The following is an 18495-nucleotide window of genomic DNA, read 5'->3' on the forward strand; positions in this document are numbered from 1 at the left end:
AGTCAATTCCGCCTGCAAGGCTTTCTCGACCACGGCTTTGGTCAGTTGCTTGAGCAGACCGTTCTCGCCAATGAGGTCTTCGGGCTTTTTGTAATCGGCCAGCAGAGCGCTGAGCAACGCTTCAGGAATGTCGTGTTGTACAGATGTCATTGCGTTTGCGGGTTTGCAGATCCAAGTCTGCGGGTTATGGGCCATTTACACAAAATTCTGTACACCCTCTTACATGGGCTGCTGCCGTGCTCGAAACAGGCAAATGAGGTGGCTACTCAGGTCTGTAGGGTTTCCCCAGACAGGCTGGCCGTCTGGAATCTACTTTGCAGCGACAGCGTTCTGTGGACTGACGACAGGTTTGGCCGATCAGAGAGACAGCTGCTGACCCAGCAATTCATAAAAACAAATCAGCGCTTCACTGATTTATCGGGATCAAGAATGTTTTCCCGATAGTCTTTGAGGATTGTCGAAAGCTGCTGATCGTTGCGGGTGAAACTCCGGCAGCGATGACAAATAAGCCGGTGCTGAGCAGCCCAGAAACGGTCGATAGCGCCTGCTTCCTCGGATTGCCCCGATGTGATGTGAAAGATGTATTGCTTGCAATTCATCATTGACTGGCACCTCCGAACCATTTCTGGCTCAAGCACAGCTGTATTTGTTTACGGGCCCGGCTCATGCATTGCCAGTAATCGGTTTTGCTCAAGCCCAGAGTGGTGCAGATTTCATCGGCATCGCACTCCAGAAACACCTTCATGCTGAACACCTGGGCAGGTTTGGTCGGTAAGTTGTGCACGCACAAATCGACCACGGCAAAAAACTGATCTGTTTGCAGCCGTTCGTCTGGCCTGTGCCAGCCTGCAGGAGCGACGCCTTCTATCCAATGGCTGCGCTCATTGAACAAATAAACATCCAGATCGTCCGAAAACGCTTCGCAGTAGCTGGCCTCCCCGCTATAGCGCTTGCGTAGCCGATCTGTGATTTTGTTCTTGAGAATTCCGAACAAGTAGCGCTTGGGGTCTACAGCTTGCAGCTTGTCGAAATCGATCTCCAACAATGCAATCAACGCATCTTGCACTGCGTCCTCAGCTTCCTCGCGTGGGCTTAGATGCAGGCAAGCAAATCGAAGCATGGGCCCACGCCATTGGCATATCCACTGCGCCCTGTCGTCGATCACGAGACTCATACGGTGTATTGCTAGGTAGAGGAAACTCGCTTGGATGCGCCCTGATTGGACTTTGGCGACATGCTTGCTTGCGCTGCATCCAGAGAAAATCGCCCAGGTCCTTGGGTCAGCACGGCAAACAGCATCAGTCCCAGCATGAGAGGAACCTTAAACCCCAGGCCTTCATCGGTTTCAATCGCCCGCCAACCTGCCCAGCCCAGATCAAAGTGCACGGTATAGACAGCGACGTAGGTGATATAAATCAGGCCCAATGCCGCGAATCGGCCCTTGTACCCCAGTAGCAGCAAAAAGCCCAGCACGACCTCGCCAATACCGGCTGCCAGCCAGTTCAGTTGTGCTCCCAGGAACTGATGGGGGAAAGGAAAGTCCAGACCTGCAAACCATGCAGGAGCAGAGCCGCCAGCGCTCAATTTGGTCCAGCCGGCGAACAAAAACTCTTGCGCTGCCCATATTCTGAGTCCCAGCAGTCCCAGGTCACGCATGTGTGTCTGTGCTTTCTCGCCCCAGATAAGCAATAAATTCATGACGCAAATCTCCGTAATACGGTGATGTCCAAGCGGATTGCCGCACGAACCCTTCAATCAGCAGGCGCCACGCCTGCTCTCCCAATTGCTCTCGCAGGAATGGGAAATTGGCCTCCACCATCTGGCTGGCGCCCAGATACACCAGATACCGGTATGCACGAAGTCCTGCCAGGGTGTACCCTGCCGGCACTGTCTCGCTGCGCCCCCTCACGTAGTCATAAAAGGCGTTAGACATATGAGTTCCTGGTTGAGTGTGTCCATAGACGGCACATCGTTATCCCACTCCAGCAGCACTTGTAGGCCATGGGTGCGCTGAAGTTGGCGGGCCATGGTCATGGTTTGCTCTTCCACGGTCTCGCTGTGGGTGTCAATGAACAGGCCAAAACGAGCATCGAACTCATGGCCAGCCACATGGATGTAACTGACTCGCGTCAGATCCACACGCGCAACAAACTCCTGCAGACTGTGTTGCCCATGGTTCTTGTAATTGACCATGATGTTGTTGAGATCCAGCAGCACACCACAGTCGCCCCATTCGGCGACAGCGCCCAAGAAGTCGGGCTCAGGGATGTCACCAATATTGGTGTACCAAGTGCTGTTCTCGATCGCAATTTGCTGCCCCAGGATGTCCTGCACCTGGCGGATACGGTCTCCCACCCGCTTGACCTCTTGCTTGGTGAAGGGGATGGGGAACAGGTCATACAGCTGATGGGCGTCTCCACTGGCCGCCAAGTGGTCTGAATACCTGATGGTCCCCAGCTCATCCATCAAGGCGCGGACATCCCGTAAAAAACAGTGATCAATTGCACTGTCTCCGCCCAAGTTCAGAGACACACCGTGCAGGTGCACAGGCCGGCCGGATGCTCGCAGCCTGTGCAAAGGGCTGCGATCACGTCGTATCCAGTTCTCGGGGGCAACTTCAAAGAAGTCAGCCAGAACCAGCGACATGTCCCAGTCGGCCATTTCGCGGCGATAACCCAATCCAGCCATGGCCATGCTCCTTCACTTCTTGGAACAAGCAGCGTCTTTTTTGGAGCAGGCCGCATCTTTCTTGCTGCACGCACTGTCTTTTTTGCTGCACGATGCATCGCACTGGGCACCAGGTTTGCAGGTCGTTTCCTTCTTGCCGCAGGTTCCCGCGCCGCACTTTTGCTCAGCAGCGCCTGCAGCCCAGGCCGAAGAAGCAATAAGAGCAGCAGCAATCGTTGCAACAGATTTGATGTTCAGGGCGGACATGTTTGACTCCTAGAAAATGGCATGCACAAGACGTGCACGGTGATCTAGTCGTACCGAGATGCGGATTCCTGACAGAGTTGAGAAAAAAATTCGAGCGCTTTGTCCACCGAGGAAGGTGCGGCGGATCAATGAGAAACATGCCAATCCTCACTGATCCTAAGCTTCGGCCAGCAATCGACGAACTCCTGTCGTACGAGTCCCATCAAGCAAAGTCTGCTGTGCAGCGGTTGCGGTTCTTGGAGTTTCCAAGTTCACCCTCCTCCCTGAGACTTCCAGCAAGTGCGATGCACAAAAGCAAAAAGCCCCGCAAATCATTGATTTGCAGGGCTTTTATTGTTGAGCTGCTAGGCAGTTCTCAACGCGGGATTACTCCCACTCAATGGTTGCTGGTGGTTTGGTGCTCACGTCGTAAGTCACGCGGTTGATGCCGCGCACTTCATTGATGATACGGCCAGACACCTTCTTGAGCAGGCCGTAAGGCAGCTCGGCCCAGTCGGCCGTCATGAAGTCGCTGGTCACCACAGCACGCAGAGCCACGACGTAGTCGTAGGTGCGGCCGTCGCCCATCACGCCCACGCTCTTGACGGGCAGGAACACGGTGAAGGCCTGGCTGGTCAGGTCGTACCAGCTCTTGCCGGTCTTTTCATCGATCCAGTTGCGCAGCTCTTCGATGAAGATGGCGTCCGCGCGGCGCAGCAGGTCGGCGTATTCCTTCTTGACTTCACCCAGGATACGCACGCCCAGTCCGGGGCCTGGGAAGGGATGGCGATACACCATCTCGCGGGGCAGGCCCAGAGCTACGCCCAGCTCGCGCACTTCGTCCTTGAACAGGTCGCGCAGGGGTTCCAGCAGCTTCAGACCCAGCTGCTCAGGCAGACCGCCCACGTTGTGGTGGCTCTTGATGGTGACAGCCTTCTTGCTCTTGGCGCCGCCCGACTCGATCACGTCGGGGTAGATCGTACCTTGTGCCAGGAAAGTCGCGCCCTTGGAGCCTGCGGTGGCTGCCTTGAGCTTGGCGGCTTCGCTCTTGAACACATCCACAAACAGACGGCCAATGATCTTGCGCTTTTGCTCAGGTTCAGACACGCCAGCCAATTCGCCCAGGAACAGCTCGGAAGCGTCCACGCGAATCACCTTGGCGTGCAGCTTGCCTTCGAACATGTCCATGACCATATCGCCTTCGTTCAGGCGCAGCAGACCGTGGTCCACAAACACGCAGGTCAGCTGGTCGCCAATGGCGCGGTGGATCAGCGCAGCAGCTACGGACGAATCCACACCGCCAGACAGACCCAGAATGACTTCTTCGTCACCCACTTGTTCGCGAATCTTGGCAACTGCTTCTTCGATGTAGTCGCCCATGATCCAGTCTGCATTGGCACCGCAGATATCCAGCACAAAGCGGTTCAGCATGGCTGCGCCCTGCACGGTGTGCGTGACTTCGGGGTGGAACTGCACAGCGTAGAAGCGACGTGTTTCGTCAGCCATACCAGCGATGGGGCAGGAAGGTGTGGAGCACATCACCTTGAAGCCTTCGGGCAGCTGGGTGACCTTGTCACCGTGGCTCATCCACACTTTGAGCATGCCGTGGCCTTCAGCGGTCACGAAGTCTTCAATGCCCTTGAGCAGTTCCGTGTGGCCGTGTGCGCGCACTTCGGCGTAGCCGAATTCGCGGGTGTTGGAGCCTTCAACCTTGCCGCCCAGCTGGGTGGCCATGGTCTGCATGCCGTAGCAGATGCCCAGCACGGGAATGCCCAGCTCGAACACTGCGTCAGGCGCGCGGTCATCGACTTCGTAGACGGAAGCGTGGCTGCCAGAGAGGATGATGCCTTTGAGCTTGCCGTCAGCGGCAAACTCGCGCACCCATTCGCTGCTCACATCGCAGGGGTGGACTTCGCAGTACACGTGGGCTTCGCGCACGCGACGTGCGATCAGCTGTGTGACCTGCGAACCGAAGTCAAGAATCAGGATCTTGTCATGTTGCATGGTGTTATCCAAGGGCAAGAAAAGGAGAAATCCATGTCAAAAATCGCCAGGTGCCAAAAGTGCAATTCCGCGCTTTCGGGCCGCAGCAATCTGGGCAGGATCAAAGGTCGCCAGCGGCACACGCAGTGATTGCGCGAGCCACAGATATGCAGCGTCGTACACGGGCAGGCCCGTATCCAGTGCCACATCCAGCACGGCTTTGTGCTGGGCAGGAGCCAGCTCGTGCAGTTCCACGCGATGGCGAATAGCTTCGAGCACACCCCACAACCCCTCGACCGAGGTCTGCGGAATACGCCCATGATTGACACCCGATGCAATCAGGTTGCAGCACTCCCACTGCCAGACATTGGGAGCTTGCGGTTCCACCTCATCACGCCGGATGCGTGCGTACAGACGCTGGGTATCAGCACTGGCATGCTCAGGCAGCAGCCAGGCGGAAGTCACGGAGACATCCAGCACAAATGCGCTCATGTCTGACTCCGCCCTGTATGGCGCAGCGCCACTACAGAATCAGTAGCTTCCGGGGCACGCACAGTCTGCTGTAGCGCCTGAATTTGTTCTAACTCACGGGCAATCTGCTCGTCCGTAATCACCGGGCGACGGCGCACAGGCAGCATGCGCACCACTTCCTTGCCGTGACGGGTAATGCGCACCTCTTCTCCCTGCTCGACCAGTTCGATCAAGGCAGAAAAGCGGGTTTTGGCTTCGTAAATACCGACAGATTGCATGGGTAGAAATAAAAAAATCTGGTCTGAACCAGAAGTTCAGGCCAGATTTTAGCATTCTGACCAGAATCCTGCGACTCTGGTCTATTTCCTCAAAGGGAATTAGTCGGCACGGTAATTAGGTGCTTCCTTGGTGATCTGCACGTCGTGTACGTGCGACTCACGGATACCGGCTGCGGTGATTTCCACAAACTCGGCCTTTTCGTTCATCTCAGCAATGGTCTTGCAACCGCAGTAGCCCATGGAAGCACGGATGCCACCTGCCATCTGGTACACGATGGCAACCATGGAGCCCTTGTAAGGCACACGGCCTTCAATACCTTCGGGCACCAGCTTGTCAGCTGTGGGGTTGCCTGTAGAGGATTCCTGGAAGTAGCGGTCTGCAGAGCCTTGCTGCATGGCGCCGATGGAGCCCATGCCACGGTAGCTCTTGTAGGAGCGACCCTGGAACAGAATCACTTCACCAGGTGCTTCTTCGGTACCAGCAAACATGCCGCCCATCATGATGGTGGATGCGCCAGCTGCCAGCGCCTTGGAGATATCACCGGAGAAGCGGATACCACCGTCACCAATCAGTGGCACACCTGTGCCCTTCAGGGCTTCGGCCACGTTGGAGATCGCCATGATCTGGGGTACACCCACACCGGCCACGATACGTGTGGTACAGATGGAGCCAGGGCCGATACCGACCTTCACAGCGTCAGCGCCCGCTTCCACCAGCGCCAGCGCAGCAGCGCCGGTAGCGATGTTGCCGCCAATCACATCGATATGGGGGTAGTTTTGCTTGACCCAGCGCACGCGGTCGATCACGCCCTTGGAGTGACCGTGGGCTGTGTCCACCACAATAGCGTCCACACCAGCCTTGGCCAGCAGTTCCACACGCTCTTCCGTGCCAGCGCCCACACCCACAGCAGCGGCTACGCGCAGACGGCCAGCGGCGTCACGTGCAGCGTTGGGGAAATTGGTTTGCTTGTTGATGTCCTTGACAGTGATCAGACCCTTGAGTTCAAAGGCATCGTTGACCACCAGCAGGCGCTCGAGCTTGTGCTTGTTCAGCAGCGCCTTGGCTTCAGCAGGCGTTGTGCCTTCATGCACAGTGATCAGGCGCTCGCGGGGCGTCATGATCTCGCGCACTTTCACGTCGTAGCGTGTTTCAAAGCGGATGTCGCGGTTGGTCACAATACCCACCACCTTGCCGCCTTCCACCACAGGGAAGCCCGAGATACCACGCTCTTCAGACAGCTGCAGCACCTGCAACACAGTGAAGTCAGGGGTGATCACCACAGGATCAGACACCACGCCGGATTCATGGCGCTTGACCTTGAGCACTTCAGCCGCTTGTTGCTCGGCCGTCATGTTCTTGTGAATAACGCCAATGCCGCCTTCTTGGGCAATGGCGATCGCCAGACGCGCTTCAGTCACGGTGTCCATGGCCGCAGAGACCAGTGGCAGGTTCAACGTGATGTTGCGAGTGAACTTGGTAGAAAGAGAAACGTCCTTGGGCAGGACTTCGGAGTAGGCGGGAACGAGCAGAACGTCGTCAAAGGTCAGTGCTTTTCCGAGAAGGCGCATTGTGAAGGCTCCAAAAGAGGGATTGTAGCTTCGTCTGGCGGCTCCCGTGCCAATCACGCAACAAGAAACCTTGCAAGCCAGAGCTACACTGCCAGTCATGAAAACGCTCAAACTTCTTCTTGCAGCAACGCTAAGTGTTTGCAGTTGCAGTGTTTTTGCACAATGGCAGTGGATAGATGCTTCAGGGCAAAAAGTCTATAGCGATCGTCCTCCGCCCGCACACATCGCGCCACCACAGATCCTCAAGCGCCCGGGCAGCAGCGCGCCTGCCGCGCCCAGCGTGCGCTATCCCAGCGCTGAGGGCGCGACAGCTGCGCCCGTAGCAACGCCTGCTGTAGTGTCAGAACCTGCTTCTGAAACAAGCACTGTGCAGGCAGCACCCGAAACATCAGCACCTGATCAGGACAAAGCCCGGGAAGCGGCTCAACGCAAGGCCGAAGAAGACGAACGTAAGAAGCACGAAGCCAGGCAGGCCGAGGTTCGCCGCAGCAACTGCCAGCGCGCCCGGGCAATGCAGGCTTCGCTGCAGTCCGGTGCACTGCATGCCTATGTGAATGAAAAAGGGGAACGCGGCTTGATGACGGACGCGCAGCGCCAGGCAGAACTGCAGCGCGCCCAGGCTGCCATCAAGGACAATTGCAGATAAAAGAGCTCAGTAGCCCGACTTGCTGTTGGCCCGGCGCTTGGCAAACAGCCCTGCCCCACGCGCGCCCTGTTGAGCAAACCGCTCACGGCGCGCAACTTTGGGGTCAACCTTCAGTGGCTGATACAGCTCGACGCGGTCGCCCTCCTGCAGCGCATATTCCAGCGGCTTGACGCGGCCCCAGACACCACAACTTTGCTGGACTGACAGCTCAAGACCGCATGCGGTGATGGCATCCTGCAGGCACGCACCAGCAGGCAACTGCACCGAACGCTCCTGCACCTGACCCTGAGCATCCATCCAAACCACTTCAATGTTGAGCATTGTTGACCTGCCTCAACCGTAGACTTTTTCTGCGCGCTTGATAAAGGCATCCACCATGGAGTTGGCGATGCGATCAAAGATAGGGCCAATCAGCGTTGCCAGCGCCATGCTGTCAAAACCATAGTCCAGCTGCAGCTGAACCTTGCAGGCCCGCTGGGTGCCATCACCCACAGGATGAAAAATCCAGTGCCCTTCCAGGCGCGAGAACGGCCCTTTGATCAGGCGCATGCTGATCTTGTTTTTGCCCTCGTGCACATTGCGTGTCACAAACGACTTCTTCAGAGCACCCATGGCCATACCCACTTCAGCCGTCATGCCGTGCTCGTCCTGCTCCAGCACCTTGGTATGCGAGCACCAGGGCAGAAATTCGGGATAGCGCGCAACGTCTGCCACCAGGGCAAACATTTCTTCAGGGCTATACCAGATGAGGACGGACTTATTAACGTTTTTCATGAATAAACAAACCAGCGCCTTGAAACCTTGGGGCATTGTGAGGCCGCTTCGGTCAGTCTGGCGCTGGAGAAACTAAAATCAAAGCTGAGCGGGAGAAACGCCCATCATTGTAGGTAGAGCCCGGCATCTGTGGGCCCGCCACCCAGAAAGACCCATGGCAAAAAAACCAGAAACCAACTCTCGCATTGCAGAGAACAAAAAAGCTGCGTTCAATTATTTCTTTGAGGAACGCCATGAAGCCGGCATTGTGCTGCAAGGCTGGGAAGTCAAGGCACTGCGCAGCGGCAAGGCACAGATCAGCGAGGCCTATGTTGTCATCAAGGACGGCGAGCTGTTCCTGATCGGCTGTCAGATCCAACCCCTGAAAACCGCCTCCACCCACATCAGCACCGACGCTACGCGTCTGCGCAAGCTGCTGATGAAAAAAGACGAAATCCGCCGCCTGATCGGCAAGGTCGAGCAAAAGGGCTATACCCTGGTGCCCACCAACCTGCACTGGAAGAACGGTCTGGTCAAATGCGATGTTGCTCTGGCCAAGGGTAAGGCAGAGCACGACAAGCGTGACGTGATCAAAGACCGTGAAGGCAAGCGCGAGGTGGAACGCGCCATGAAAAGCCGCAACCGCTAAGCAACACTGATACCAGCTTGGCGCATGCCCTTGCGGAGTCTGCAAGACTCAGAAACGCTTCATGCCCAAGACTGCTCGGATCAAGCAGCAAGACTGCAGTACAGGAATCTCACTGTCAGGACGCTTGTGGGCTTGCTGCGTCCGCAAGCTACTGCTGCGGTCAGGACGCCAATTTGGATGCCATCCTGCACGCCCCCTCAGACACCCTCAAGAGACAGCTGCAGGCTGTGGAGCCTCAACACTCCACTGCATGTCCTGAATCAGCGACTGCAGCAAAGCAAAGCCCAGCGGCCATGGGCCATAGCCCGATTCCACATTGATGTGCCCCGCATTTTGCAGACGCACAAATTCGCTGCCCCAGGCGCGCGCGTAGGCACCTGCGAGGCGAATGGGGCAGTACGGATCATTACTGCTGGCCACCAGCACGCTGCGATATGGCAGGAGCTGATAAGGCACGGGCGCAAAGTCCGCCAGATGCGCCCTGCGCTCAGGGTCAGCAGGCGCCACCAGCAAGGCACTGCGAATGCGTGCGGCCGCCTCGGCGCCCAGATGCGTCGTGGTGATGCAGCCCAGGCTATGCGCCACCACGATCACTGGCTCCGGGCGCGACAGAATCAGCGCTTCCAGCGTGCGCACCCAGTCTTCGCGCTTGGGCGTCAGCCAGTCGTCTTGCTCCACACGCTCCACATTGGACAAAGTCCTGGCCCACAGGCTTTGCCAGTGCTCAGGGCTGGAATTGCGCCATCCCGGAACGATGATGATGCGTGGTGCTGTGCTTGACATGGCTTGCTCTCCTTCAGAGCCGCCGATTGTGAAAGTCAGAGGCGCAAAACCCAACTATTGATTCGTTGTTTTCTTATGGGCATAAGCTTTTAGCTGCATGCATCGGAAACCGCAGGTATCCGAGCTCGAGCATGGTTATGCGACCGGCAACACACGCCCCACAAGTGAGCGGCATAGGATGCGAGTAACAAATAGCAACATAGCTTTTTCTGCTCCTCCGACCCCTTCATGTTTCACCGGAAAATTAGTCACCGTCTTCTGGGCTGCTTTGCCCTCATTACGGCCTTGCTCATTGCACTGTCCACTTACAGTGTGTTCGTCACACAAGGCATCGACTCCAAGCTCACCGCCAACTCCAGCCAGAACGCCGTCATTCAGCGCGCTGCCATTGACTTTCGCGGCTCAGTGCACGACCGCGCCATTGCACTGCGCGATGCAGTGATTGCTCCCGACCCCACCGCTGTACAACATGAGTTGCAGCAAATCGAGCGCCTGGCACAGGCCTATGTACGGGCTAATCAACAGTTGCAGCAGGTGCTACAGGAGCAGTCAGGCACTATTCCGCCTGAAGTGCTCAAGATGCTCGAAGACATACAGCATCAGGAAGCCAGCACACAGACAACCACTGACCGTATCCTGCAACTACTCCAGCAGCAAGACCGTGCCCGTGCCGAGTCACTGCTATGGGCGCAGGCCAAGCCCCAGTATGTGCAGTGGCTGGCCAGCATCAACCGCCTGATCGACTTTGAAGAAGCACGCATCATCACCAACAACAGCGGAGCCAATGATGCTGCCAAGGAGTTTGGCACGGCCATGCTGCTCATCACCGTACTGGCCGTAGCTGTCAGCGTGGCCGCAGCCATGAAGCTGGCCCAGTACATCACCCATGAACTGGGCGCAGAGCCCTATGAAGTACGCAATGTGGTGCAGGCCATGCGCAATGGGGAACTGACCGTGCGCATTCCCGTGAGGGCTGGCGACAGCCGCAGCGTGATGGCGGCCGTAGCTGCCATGCAGCAACGCTTTCACGAACTGGTGGCAGCAGTACATACCAATATCACGCACCTGCGCTCTACTGGGCACGAAATTGCTGAAGGCAATCTGCGCCTGGGCGAGCGAACCGACCACACCACAGACAACCTGCACCGCACCACCCTGGCCATGCAGGCACTGACCGACACCGTGCAAAGCAGCGCCAATGCCGCTCAGCAGGCCGAAACTCTGGCAGATAGCGCCCTGCATGCGGCAGGCAGCGGAGGCCGGGTCATGCAGCAGGTCGTTGGCACCATGCAGGACATTGCTGCCAGCAGCCATCAGGTGGAAGAGATCATTGGCCTGATTGATAGCATCGCCTTTCAGACCAATATCCTGGCGCTCAATGCTGCCGTCGAAGCTGCACGCGCTGGCGAACAAGGCCGTGGCTTTGCCGTCGTAGCAGGTGAAGTGCGAGCCCTGGCTGGTCGCAGTGCCGAAGCTGCACGACAGATTCAGCAGCTGATTGCCTGCAGCGTGGAACGTATCAATTTGGGCAACCAGCTGGTGGATGAAGCCGGACATGCCATGCAGGACATCGTGCAGCACGTACAGCGTGTGCACCAGATCATCAGCTCCATTGGGCAGACAGCACAGGTGCAAAGCCAGGATATTCTGCAGGTCAATGCCTCCGTCCATGATTTGGAACAGATGACACAACAAAACACGACCTTGGTACAGCAAAGCACGGCAGCCGCCAAAGATCTGCAAGATCAGGCAGAAAAGCTGACCCAGCTGGTATCAGCCTTTAGCGTGCAGCGCAGCAGCGACGAGATGCGCCTGGTACGGGCTGAATCTGCTGCTTGAAGCCGATAAAAAACGCTCCACCCAGGCGGGTTGGAGCGCTTTTGGAACCGCTGTCAGCATCCATGCTGTATGTTTTTCAGAGTTCGCTCACCAGCCCTAGCTGCATGCGCTCACAGCTGCCATACAAGGCATTGAGCGAGACCTTGGCCATCACATGCTCGCCGTCGGGCAGCTCCAGCTCAAACACAAAATGACTGCCACGGAAGGTGCGCTCCAGCACTTTGGCGGAAACACCGCGCTCCACCACGCAGACATGCTCAGGGCGCAGCAGCACCTTGGCGCCTTCGGATGTTTCGTAATGCGGATGGCCCGCTGGCAGCAGGCCCAGTGCCGTCTGCCACTGACCACCTGCCGTGCGCTGTGCGGAGACCAGCGCCCCCTCACCCACAAACTGCGCCACAGCCTGCGTCGCAGGCGTGCAGTACACCTGCACGGCACTACCCCACTGCATGAGTTGGCCATGGGACATCACGCCAATGTTGTCCGCCATGGCAAAGGCTTCGTTCTGATCGTGCGTCACCATCAGCGCCGTGGCCTTGGCCTGCTTCAAGATGGCGCGCACTTCACGCGCAATGGCCTCACGCATGCTGGTGTCTAGGCTGGAAAAAGGCTCATCCATCAGCAACAGGCTGGGGTTCGGCGCCAGCGCACGGGCCAGCGCTACACGCTGCTGCTGGCCACCAGAAAGTTCATGGGGCCAGCGCTGGGCCATGCCCTGCAGGCCAACCAGCTCCAGCATTTCCTGCACCCGTGCAGGGCGCTGCGCCTTGGGCATGCTGTGCAGACCAAAGGCTACGTTGCCACCCACCGTCAGATGAGGAAACAGCGCGTGATCCTGAAACACCATGCCAATGTCACGCAACTGCGGGGCCACATGCACCGTTGTGCTGGCCACCGTGCTCCCTTGCAGGACGATGCTGCCAGCACGCACTGGCTCAAAGCCTGCAATGGCACGCAGCAGCGTGGTCTTGCCGCAGCCAGAAGGCCCCAGCAGACAGGCAATTTCACCCTGATCCATGCGCAGGTTCACCCCTTGCACAACCGTGTTGGCACCATATCCCAATGAAATATTGTTGATTTCAAGCATCACAAAAACCCGGCATTGATCAACCGGCCGAGGACGGTTTCTTTTCCGTTTGCAGCACCAGCAGGATCACTGGCACCAGCCCCACCAGCACAATGGCCAGCGCTGGCAAAGCAGCCTCTTCCCACATGGATTCCGATGTCAGCTGAAACACGCGCACGGCCAGGGTGTCCCAGCCGAACTGACGCATCATCAAGGTGATGGGCATTTCCTTCATCACATCCACCACCACCATCAGAAAGGCAGACAGCAAGCCCGTGCGCAGCAGCGGCAGATGCAGGCGGCGCAGCGTCTGCCAGGGGCCCAGCCCCAGCGAAGCACAGGCCTCCTCCTGACTGCGCGTGATGCGTTGCATGGCAGCATCGGTCGAGTGATAGGCCACGGCCAGAAAGCGAGCGGCCAGCGCCAGCAGCATGCCTGCCAGAGAACCCTTGATGATGCCCAGCGCCTGAATCCCAAAGGGCTCCAGCAGCGCCATCAGCCAGGCATCCAGCCAGGCGATGGGAATGAACACACCCACGGCCAGTACCACACCGGGCATGGCATAGCCCAGCACCGCCAGGCGAATCACCCATGCGGTTTTTGCATCGCCATGGCGGCGGCGAATCCACGACAGCAGCAGCGCCAGCACGGTGGTGATGACAGCCGTCAGCAAGGCCAGATACAAGGTATTCCAGGCGTAGCCCCAATAGTCGCTATTGAGCTGTTCACGCCAAATCGACAGTACCCAGGCCACCATCTGCACCATGGGAATGGCAAACGACGCAGCAAACACCAGCAGGCAGAACCCAAATGCCAGCCAGCGCATGCCCCCCTGCAGCACAGCGCGGTGCTGCTGCGGATTGCTGACGTGAAAACGCTTGGCATTGCGCGAGCGCTGCTCAGCGGCCACCAGCAGCAAGACGACCAGCACCAAAATGGCTGCGAGCTGCGCGGCTGCGCCAATGTTGTGCAGGTCAAACCACGATTTGTAGACCGCGGTCGAGAAAGTGTCGAAGTTAAAAACGGCAATGGCGCCAAAGTCGGCCAGCACTTCCATGAGCACCAGCGCCAGACCGGCACCAATCCAGGGTCGCGCCAGTGGCAAAGCCACTTTGAAGAAAGCTGCCACAGGGCTGTAGCCCAGTGCCTGTGCGGCCTCCATGCTGCGGTGCCCCTGTGTCAGAAAGGCACTGCGCGCCATCAGGTACACATAGGGGTAGAAGGCCATGACCAGCACCATGACCAGCCCCCACAGGCTGCCGCGAATGTCCGGAAACCAGCGGCTATTGCCCATCACATCACGCACAAAGCTCTGCACCGGACCGGCATATTCGAAGATGCCCATCTGCACAAAGGCCAGCACATAGGCAGGGATGGCCAGCGGCAGCACCAGCGCCCAGGCAAAAAACCTGCGCCCCGGAAAATCACACATGGCCGTCAGCCACGCAAGCGGGACGGCAACGATCAGCACAGCCACACCCACCAGCAGCATGAGCAGCAAAGTGTTGCCCAGCACACGCGGCAGGACGTAGTTCCACAGGTGCAGCCAGATATCTGGCTGGGGCGTGACAGCCATGCTCACCACCGCCAGCAAAGGCACGATGGTCAGCAAGGCTATGGGAAGCGCAAAAGCGAAACCGCGCCAGCGGTGTGCTGGCGCGGAATGGTCTATGACAGACAAGTAACTAACCTAACAGGAAATCACCAATTAACGATAGCCTACACGATCGAGCAGCTTGATGGCTTCAGGCTGGCGCGAGCCGATGTCTGCAGCATTCAGAGGGCTGGGAACAAACGTACCCCATGCCTTCACGATGGGATCAGCCTCAGCCTGCTTGTTGATGGGGCTTTCATACGTGCCATGGGTGTAGGCAGTCTGCACCTTGTCAGAAGACAGCCACTCCAGCAGCTTGCGAGCGCCTTCGGGGTTCTTGGCATGGGCTGTCACACCGCCGCCAGACAGGTTCACGTGGGTACCGCCCTCATCCTTGCCCTGGTTGGCCCAGAACAGCTTGACCTTCTGGTTGAAGTCAGGCTCCTTGGCCAGGATACGGCCGTAGTAGTAAGTATTGGCAATGCCCACATCGCACTGACCGGCAGCGATGGCCTTGAGCAAGCTGGCATCGTTGGTGAACACATCACCGGCCAGGTTGTTCACCCAGCCCTTGGTGATCTGCTCGGCCTTGTCCACACCGTGCTTGGCGATCATCATGGCCACCAGCGACTGTGTGTAAGTCTGCTTGGAAGTGCGCAGGCACAGCTTGCCCTTCCACTTGGGGTCAGCCAAGTCTTCGTAGGTGCTCAGCTGCTCAGGCTTGACACGGTCAGCAGCGTAGAAAATGGTACGTTCACGCTGCGACAGGCCCCACCAGCGGTTGCCGGGGTCACGGAAGTTATCAGGCACGTTGGCGTTCAGTGTGGGGGAATCCACCTTCTGCAGCAGACCACGCTCTGCAGCGTTGTGCAGATTGCCCATATCGACGGTAATCAGCACGTCTGCGGGAGAGCTGGCACCTTCAGCAGCCAGACGCTCAGCCAGAGAGCCGCCACGGTCTGTCAGCAGATTGATCTTGACGCCGGTCTGCTTGGTGTATTCGTCCAGTGTGGGCTTGAGCAAGGCCTCAATGCGCGAGGAGTACACGGTCACTGCCTGTGGCGCATCCGCAGCTTGTGCCAATGTTGCAGCACCAACCAAACCGGCGCACAGGGCTGTCTTCCAAATTTTCATGCTTACCTCAAAAGTGTGAAAAAGGCACTCCTGCGAGTGCCTGCACAGATGGCAGATCCATGAGCGCAAGTGGCCTGACGCTCATAATAAGAATAATTCCCATTAATTATTCTGCCACTTTTTGGCCAGCTGCAACACATTCCTGAGCGGGATTGCAAAAAAAATGCTGCACCGCTCAGTCCACCCTGCTTGCTCAGCGCCCCCAGGAACTGCTGCCCGGCACGAATTCCCCCAGAAAATCCAGAAAACTGCGCACCGCAGGCGTGAGCCCCCGGCGTGAGCTGAACACCGCGTGCACGATGGCTGGCGGCACACTCCACTGCGGCAGCACATGCACCAGCTCACCACGCTCCAGCTCCTGACGACACATATAGTCAGGCAGATAACCAATGCCTGCCCCACCTTGCGCCGCCAGCTTGAGGGTCATCAGGTCATCGGCCATATAGCGCACAGGCGGCTGTACCTGCACTTCCGCCCCGGTGTCGCTGCGCATGCGCCAGTGGGCCACACCTTCGAAAGCCGACATGGACAGCACCTGGTGCTCCAGCAATTGCTGCGGATGCTCAGGCGTGCCATGGTGGCGCAGATAGTCAGGGCTGGCCATGAGCACCTGGTGCGTGACATCCAGCTTTTTGACCACCAGTGTGGCGCTGTCTTCCAGCGTGGCGCGCACCCGCAGGGCGATGTCCACCCCCTCCTCCACCACATTGACCGGGCGGTTGACCACCTGCATCTCCAGCCGTACCAGCGGGTACTGCGCCAAAAAACGGGGAATCAGCGGTGCCAGCACAGTCTGCGACAGTGTCACCGGACAAGTCACGCGCACCGTGCCACGGGGTTCGCTTTGCACCTGCTCGACGGTGTCCTGCGCGGCCTGCGCTGCGTCACGCATGGCCTGGCAGTGGCGCAGATAGGCTGCGCCTACCTCGGTGAGCGACAGCTTGCGGGTGGTGCGCTGCAACAGTCGCACACCCAGCTGCGACTCCAGCTCCGCAATCCGGCGCGACAAGCGCGACTTTGGAATACCCAGCGCCCGCCCGGCAGCCGCAAAACCGCCACGCTCCACCACCTCCACAAAGTACAGCATGTCATTGAGGTCTTGCATGGGGCAGCTCCTTGTTTGTTCCAAAATTAGAACAATCTATCGCATTTATGCTGACTTATCAAAGTGGCGCGTGTAATCCATACTTGCGTCCATTGAACACACCAACACAGGAGCCTCTCTTGAAACTGCTGCACATTGACTCTTCGATCACTGGTAACAACTCCGCTTCGCGCAAGCTGACTCAGCAAATCGTGGAAGCCTGGGTCGCCAAGCACCCCGACACACAGGTGGAATATCTGGATCTGGTGGTAGATACCCCCAACCACTTCACCATGGCGGCCATGGCTCCCCGCACTGGCCAGACCGAAGGCCTGAGCGCCGAGCAAGTGGCAGAGAACGCTGTGTCTGAAAAGCTGGTGAGCCAGTTCCTGGCCGCAGACGTGGTCGTGATCGGCGCGCCCTTCTACAACTTCACCATTCCTACCCAGCTCAAGGCATGGATTGACCGCATCGCCCAGCCTGGCCGCACCTTCCGCTACACCGCCAACGGCCCTGAAGGCCTGGCCAAGGGCAAGACCGTGATCGTGGCCTCCAGCCGCGGCGGCGTCTACTCCACCAGCGAAGCCATGCAGGCGCTGGAGCACCAGGAAAGCTATCTGAAGGTGGTCATGGGCTTCTTTGGCATTACCGACGTGCGCTTTGTACGCGCCGAAGGTCTGGGCATGGGCCCTGAAGCCGTGGCTGCCGCCTTTGAAAAGGCCGCCAACGATGTAAAGGCTGTGACTGCTGCCTGAAAACGATCGCGCTCCGCGAATCGCACAACGCCTGCTGATGCAGGCGTTTTTTATGGCCTGATGGCTTTGCCGCAGGTGCAAAATTGCAGCAAAAGCTCCTAAATAAAGAGCACTCAGCGCTTGAATATCAATGACTATGAAGTCATTTCCACCTGAAACCATGGTGCTGTCCGGCAATACCGACCGTGAAACGGCTAATGCCATGATGCGCCAAGTGCTGGATAGTAACCCCGGTATTGTCTCTACATGGACGATTTGGGAGCCCAACGGCTTTGATGGCCGTGATGCCGAATACGCCAACACCCACGCCCACGATGCCACCGGCCGCTTTGTGCCCTACTGGATTCAGGACGGCAAGGGTGGTCACTCCACAGCAGCCATTGTCGACTACGACAAGGAAAACTATTACCTCCTGCCCAAGCGTACGGGCAAGATCGCCATGCAGTAGCCCTATGTCTACAACTACGGCGGGCGTGAGATTTTGCAGACAGCGGTGACCGTACCCATCATCGTCAACGGCAAGTTTTTGGGCGTGGCAGGCGTGAGTGTGCCGCTGACCAGTCTGCAGAAGATGGTGGAAGACATTTCCATCTATGAAACCGGCTATGCCAGCCTGATCTCCAACCAGGGCATCTACGTGGGTGACGATGAAGCCAGCGTCCTTGGCAAGCGCCTGGACCAAACCGGCCGCTTTGACGCAGCCCTGGGCCAGGAAGTGCTCCACGCAATTCAGAACGGCCAGCCGCGAACAAAGCGCTGGCGTGGTGCAGGTGGGCGAAGCCGTCACCGAAATGGACCAGGTCATCCAGCAGAATGCAGCACTGGGGGAGGAAATGGCCGCCTCCGCACGCAGCCTGCAGCAGCAGGCTCAGGCGCTGGTCGATACTGTGGCCATCTTCAAGTACTGATCACAGACACTTCAGATAGCGCTTGCAAAAAAGCCTTGCAGTACATGCTGCAAGGCTTTTTTTGTGACCG

The 18495-nt window shown here is 58.0% G+C and carries 21 protein-coding genes and 3 pseudogenes; 7 read left to right on the forward strand and 17 right to left on the reverse strand.

What is annotated here, in order from left to right:
• The 10 genes and pseudogenes from F7P80_RS03035 to guaB all read right to left on the reverse strand — a co-directional run.
• Nucleotides 1-150 (reverse strand): annotated as a pseudogene (locus tag F7P80_RS03035) (IS256 family transposase); the annotation flags it as partial.
• 448 nt (nucleotides 151-598) lie between these two features.
• Complete coding sequence (locus tag F7P80_RS03040; RefSeq protein WP_151042703.1) at nucleotides 599-1174, reverse strand: sigma-70 family RNA polymerase sigma factor; 576 nt, start codon at nucleotides 1172-1174, stop codon at nucleotides 599-601.
• Between the two features lie 11 nt (nucleotides 1175-1185).
• Complete coding sequence (locus tag F7P80_RS03045) at nucleotides 1186-1698, reverse strand: DoxX family protein (protein WP_077345063.1); 513 nt, start codon at nucleotides 1696-1698, stop codon at nucleotides 1186-1188.
• Complete coding sequence (locus F7P80_RS03050) at nucleotides 1649-1933, reverse strand: HvfC/BufC family peptide modification chaperone (RefSeq protein WP_151042706.1); 285 nt, start codon at nucleotides 1931-1933, stop codon at nucleotides 1649-1651. The genes F7P80_RS03045 and F7P80_RS03050 overlap by 50 nt, the downstream gene beginning before the upstream one ends.
• Nucleotides 1906-2688, reverse strand: a complete 783-nt coding sequence (locus F7P80_RS03055; RefSeq protein WP_151042709.1) for an MbnB/TglH/ChrH family RiPP precursor modification enzyme — start codon at nucleotides 2686-2688, stop codon at nucleotides 1906-1908. The genes F7P80_RS03050 and F7P80_RS03055 overlap by 28 nt, the downstream gene beginning before the upstream one ends.
• 12 nt (nucleotides 2689-2700) lie before the next feature.
• The gene (locus F7P80_RS03060; RefSeq protein WP_054066560.1) at nucleotides 2701-2934 is read right to left on the reverse strand and encodes a hypothetical protein; all 234 of its coding nucleotides are present in this window, start codon (nucleotides 2932-2934) and stop codon (nucleotides 2701-2703) included.
• A gap of 366 nt (nucleotides 2935-3300) precedes the next feature.
• Nucleotides 3301-4917, reverse strand: coding sequence for a glutamine-hydrolyzing GMP synthase (gene guaA, locus F7P80_RS03065; protein WP_054067761.1), 1617 nt, complete (start codon nucleotides 4915-4917; stop codon nucleotides 3301-3303).
• Nucleotides 4918-4953: 36 nt separating this feature from the next.
• On the reverse strand, nucleotides 4954-5388 hold the full coding sequence (locus tag F7P80_RS03070) for a type II toxin-antitoxin system VapC family toxin (RefSeq protein WP_151042712.1): 435 nt from the start codon (nucleotides 5386-5388) through the stop codon (nucleotides 4954-4956).
• Nucleotides 5385-5645: a type II toxin-antitoxin system Phd/YefM family antitoxin gene (locus F7P80_RS03075; protein ID WP_054067739.1), complete on the reverse strand. Its 261-nt coding sequence runs from the start codon at nucleotides 5643-5645 to the stop codon at nucleotides 5385-5387. Before F7P80_RS03075 ends, F7P80_RS03070 begins: the two co-directional genes overlap by 4 nt.
• A gap of 99 nt (nucleotides 5646-5744) precedes the next feature.
• Nucleotides 5745-7214 carry an IMP dehydrogenase gene (gene guaB, locus F7P80_RS03080; protein WP_151042715.1) on the reverse strand — a complete coding sequence of 490 codons (1470 nt, stop codon included), beginning with the start codon at nucleotides 7212-7214 and terminating at the stop codon, nucleotides 5745-5747.
• Between the two features lie 97 nt (nucleotides 7215-7311).
• On the opposite strand from guaB, the pseudogene F7P80_RS17340 reads away from it, so the two are divergent.
• Both F7P80_RS17340 and F7P80_RS17030 read left to right on the forward strand, forming a co-directional pair.
• Nucleotides 7312-7479: pseudogene (locus tag F7P80_RS17340) on the forward strand (DUF4124 domain-containing protein); the annotation flags it as partial.
• 102 nt (nucleotides 7480-7581) lie between these two features.
• On the forward strand, nucleotides 7582-7860 hold the full coding sequence (locus F7P80_RS17030; RefSeq protein ID WP_054067737.1) for a hypothetical protein: 279 nt from the start codon (nucleotides 7582-7584) through the stop codon (nucleotides 7858-7860).
• Between the two features lie 6 nt (nucleotides 7861-7866).
• Here F7P80_RS17030 and F7P80_RS03090 read toward each other — a convergent pair whose 3' ends face one another.
• Entirely contained in the window at nucleotides 7867-8181 is a 315-nt protein-coding gene (locus tag F7P80_RS03090; RefSeq protein ID WP_054067736.1) for an RnfH family protein, read from the reverse strand.
• Between the two features lie 12 nt (nucleotides 8182-8193).
• Nucleotides 8194-8634: a type II toxin-antitoxin system RatA family toxin gene (locus tag F7P80_RS03095; protein WP_054067735.1), complete on the reverse strand. Its 441-nt coding sequence runs from the start codon at nucleotides 8632-8634 to the stop codon at nucleotides 8194-8196.
• Between the two features lie 154 nt (nucleotides 8635-8788).
• Between F7P80_RS03095 and smpB the strand changes: the two genes are divergently transcribed.
• Complete coding sequence (gene smpB / locus F7P80_RS03100) at nucleotides 8789-9262, forward strand: SsrA-binding protein SmpB (protein ID WP_054067734.1); 474 nt, start codon at nucleotides 8789-8791, stop codon at nucleotides 9260-9262.
• A 207-nt stretch (nucleotides 9263-9469) separates the two neighbouring features.
• Here smpB and F7P80_RS03105 read toward each other — a convergent pair whose 3' ends face one another.
• Entirely contained in the window at nucleotides 9470-10045 is a 576-nt protein-coding gene (locus F7P80_RS03105) for an RBBP9/YdeN family alpha/beta hydrolase (protein ID WP_151042721.1), read from the reverse strand.
• Between the two features lie 228 nt (nucleotides 10046-10273).
• Here F7P80_RS03105 and F7P80_RS03110 point away from each other — a divergent pair, with 228 nt between their 5' ends.
• A complete protein-coding gene (locus F7P80_RS03110) occupies nucleotides 10274-11884 on the forward strand; it encodes a methyl-accepting chemotaxis protein (protein ID WP_151042724.1) in 1611 nt (536 codons plus the stop codon).
• 76 nt (nucleotides 11885-11960) lie between these two features.
• Here the strand turns inward: F7P80_RS03110 and F7P80_RS03115 are convergent, their stop codons facing one another.
• From F7P80_RS03115 to F7P80_RS03130, 4 genes are all read right to left on the reverse strand, one after another.
• Nucleotides 11961-12971 (reverse strand): ABC transporter ATP-binding protein, encoded by a 1011-nt coding sequence (locus tag F7P80_RS03115; RefSeq protein WP_151042727.1) that lies wholly within the window; start codon nucleotides 12969-12971, stop codon nucleotides 11961-11963.
• A gap of 19 nt (nucleotides 12972-12990) precedes the next feature.
• Complete coding sequence (locus F7P80_RS03120) at nucleotides 12991-14562, reverse strand: ABC transporter permease (protein ID WP_249041363.1); 1572 nt, start codon at nucleotides 14560-14562, stop codon at nucleotides 12991-12993.
• Between the two features lie 96 nt (nucleotides 14563-14658).
• Entirely contained in the window at nucleotides 14659-15678 is a 1020-nt protein-coding gene (locus tag F7P80_RS03125) for an extracellular solute-binding protein (RefSeq protein WP_054067730.1), read from the reverse strand.
• Between the two features lie 193 nt (nucleotides 15679-15871).
• Nucleotides 15872-16783 (reverse strand): LysR substrate-binding domain-containing protein, encoded by a 912-nt coding sequence (locus F7P80_RS03130; RefSeq protein WP_054067729.1) that lies wholly within the window; start codon nucleotides 16781-16783, stop codon nucleotides 15872-15874.
• Between the two features lie 119 nt (nucleotides 16784-16902).
• Here F7P80_RS03130 and F7P80_RS03135 point away from each other — a divergent pair, with 119 nt between their 5' ends.
• From F7P80_RS03135 to F7P80_RS17255, 3 genes and pseudogenes are all read left to right on the forward strand, one after another.
• Nucleotides 16903-17517: an FMN-dependent NADH-azoreductase gene (locus F7P80_RS03135; protein WP_054067728.1), complete on the forward strand. Its 615-nt coding sequence runs from the start codon at nucleotides 16903-16905 to the stop codon at nucleotides 17515-17517.
• A 136-nt stretch (nucleotides 17518-17653) separates the two neighbouring features.
• The gene (locus tag F7P80_RS03140; protein ID WP_151042729.1) at nucleotides 17654-17965 is read left to right on the forward strand and encodes a cache domain-containing protein; all 312 of its coding nucleotides are present in this window, start codon (nucleotides 17654-17656) and stop codon (nucleotides 17963-17965) included.
• Nucleotides 17966-18254: 289 nt separating this feature from the next.
• Nucleotides 18255-18419: pseudogene (locus F7P80_RS17255) on the forward strand (methyl-accepting chemotaxis protein); the annotation flags it as partial.
• Nucleotides 18420-18495 lie beyond the last annotated feature (76 nt).

The organism is Comamonas kerstersii (genome assembly GCF_008801935.1).
Taxonomy (GTDB): domain Bacteria; phylum Pseudomonadota; class Gammaproteobacteria; order Burkholderiales; family Burkholderiaceae_C; genus Comamonas; species Comamonas kerstersii.

Excerpts from the sequence above, each read along its gene's own strand:
- F7P80_RS03040 (WP_151042703.1), bottom strand. The coding sequence starts at position 1,174 with ATGAGTCTCGTGATCGACGACAGGGCGCAGTGGATATGCCAATGGCGT.
- F7P80_RS03045 (WP_077345063.1), bottom strand. The coding sequence starts at position 1,698 with ATGAATTTATTGCTTATCTGGGGCGAGAAAGCACAGACACACATGCGT.
- F7P80_RS03050 (WP_151042706.1), bottom strand. The coding sequence starts at position 1,933 with ATGTCTAACGCCTTTTATGACTACGTGAGGGGGCGCAGCGAGACAGTG.
- F7P80_RS03055 (WP_151042709.1), bottom strand. The coding sequence starts at position 2,688 with ATGGCTGGATTGGGTTATCGCCGCGAAATGGCCGACTGGGACATGTCG.
- F7P80_RS03060 (WP_054066560.1), bottom strand. The coding sequence starts at position 2,934 with ATGTCCGCCCTGAACATCAAATCTGTTGCAACGATTGCTGCTGCTCTT.
- guaA (WP_054067761.1), bottom strand. The coding sequence starts at position 4,917 with ATGCAACATGACAAGATCCTGATTCTTGACTTCGGTTCGCAGGTCACA.
- F7P80_RS03070 (WP_151042712.1), bottom strand. The coding sequence starts at position 5,388 with ATGAGCGCATTTGTGCTGGATGTCTCCGTGACTTCCGCCTGGCTGCTG.
- F7P80_RS03075 (WP_054067739.1), bottom strand. The coding sequence starts at position 5,645 with ATGCAATCTGTCGGTATTTACGAAGCCAAAACCCGCTTTTCTGCCTTG.
- guaB (WP_151042715.1), bottom strand. The coding sequence starts at position 7,214 with ATGCGCCTTCTCGGAAAAGCACTGACCTTTGACGACGTTCTGCTCGTT.
- F7P80_RS03090 (WP_054067736.1), bottom strand. The coding sequence starts at position 8,181 with ATGCTCAACATTGAAGTGGTTTGGATGGATGCTCAGGGTCAGGTGCAG.
- F7P80_RS03095 (WP_054067735.1), bottom strand. The coding sequence starts at position 8,634 with ATGAAAAACGTTAATAAGTCCGTCCTCATCTGGTATAGCCCTGAAGAA.
- smpB (WP_054067734.1), top strand. The coding sequence starts at position 8,789 with ATGGCAAAAAAACCAGAAACCAACTCTCGCATTGCAGAGAACAAAAAA.
- F7P80_RS03105 (WP_151042721.1), bottom strand. The coding sequence starts at position 10,045 with ATGTCAAGCACAGCACCACGCATCATCATCGTTCCGGGATGGCGCAAT.
- F7P80_RS03110 (WP_151042724.1), top strand. The coding sequence starts at position 10,274 with ATGTTTCACCGGAAAATTAGTCACCGTCTTCTGGGCTGCTTTGCCCTC.
- F7P80_RS03115 (WP_151042727.1), bottom strand. The coding sequence starts at position 12,971 with ATGCTTGAAATCAACAATATTTCATTGGGATATGGTGCCAACACGGTT.
- F7P80_RS03125 (WP_054067730.1), bottom strand. The coding sequence starts at position 15,678 with ATGAAAATTTGGAAGACAGCCCTGTGCGCCGGTTTGGTTGGTGCTGCA.
- F7P80_RS03130 (WP_054067729.1), bottom strand. The coding sequence starts at position 16,783 with ATGCAAGACCTCAATGACATGCTGTACTTTGTGGAGGTGGTGGAGCGT.
- F7P80_RS03140 (WP_151042729.1), top strand. The coding sequence starts at position 17,654 with ATGAAGTCATTTCCACCTGAAACCATGGTGCTGTCCGGCAATACCGAC.